The organism is Paenibacillus lignilyticus (assembly GCF_017942085.1).
GTDB lineage: Bacteria > Bacillota > Bacilli > Paenibacillales > Paenibacillaceae > Paenibacillus_Z > Paenibacillus_Z lignilyticus.
On record NZ_JAGKSP010000047.1, the window covers coordinates 1 to 808 of the forward strand.

Annotated in this window: 2 tRNA genes and 2 rRNA genes; all 4 read left to right on the forward strand. The window is 51.9% G+C overall.

Features of this window, described 5'->3' with window-relative positions:
* Nucleotides 1-122, forward strand: a 16S ribosomal RNA gene (locus tag I8J30_RS32595); the annotation flags it as partial.
* A 147-nt stretch (nt 123-269) separates the two neighbouring features.
* Nucleotides 270-346, forward strand: a tRNA-Ile gene (locus I8J30_RS32600).
* 11 nt (nt 347-357) lie between these two features.
* Nucleotides 358-433, forward strand: a tRNA-Ala gene (locus I8J30_RS32605).
* Between the two features lie 92 nt (nt 434-525).
* Nucleotides 526-808: ribosomal RNA gene (locus I8J30_RS32610) — 23S ribosomal RNA — on the forward strand; the annotation flags it as partial.

Here is an 808-nt window from a genome sequence, read left to right on the forward strand (position 1 = left end):
ACAACACCCGAAGTCGGTGGGGTAACCCGCAAGGGAGCCAGCCGCCGAAGGTGGGGTAGATGATTGGGGTGAAGTCGTAACAAGGTAGCCGTATCGGAAGGTGCGGCTGGATCACCTCCTTTCTAAGGAATACCGTTTCCCGATGAGGAAACGATAAGCATCGTAAGATGCAAATCGACTGGTTCGCTCATGTTCAGTTTTGAAGGAATAAACATCCTTCAATAAGGTTGAGTCCGGCAGCAAGAAATTGCTGAGGGGACACATACTGATGGCCTTTAGCTCAGCTGGTTAGAGCGCACCCCTGATAAGGGTGAGGTCGGTGGTTCGAGTCCACTAAGGCCAACCATTCCCTTTTACGGGGCCATAGCTCAGCTGGGAGAGCGCCTGCCTTGCAAGCAGGAGGTCAGCGGTTCGATCCCGCTTGGCTCCACCATTAAGACATTGCACCTTGAAAACTGGATATGAAATTTGCGATAGATCTCTTAGCTGAGATTAACGAAGAAAGCTGGAACTTGTTTCAGCATAGGTTAAGCTACTAAGAGCGCACGGAGGATGCCTAGGCGCTAGGAGCCGAAGAAGGACGTGGCGAACGACGAAATGCCTCGGGGAGCCGTAAGCAGGCTTTGATCCGGGGATGTCCGAATGGGGAAACCCGGCTGGAGTAATGTCCAGTCACTCATGACTGAATACATAGGTTATGAAGAGGCAGACCAGGGGAACTGAAACATCTAAGTACCCTGAGGAAGAGAAAACAATAGTGATTCCGTCAGTAGCGGCGAGCGAACGCGGATTAGCCCAAACCAAGGAG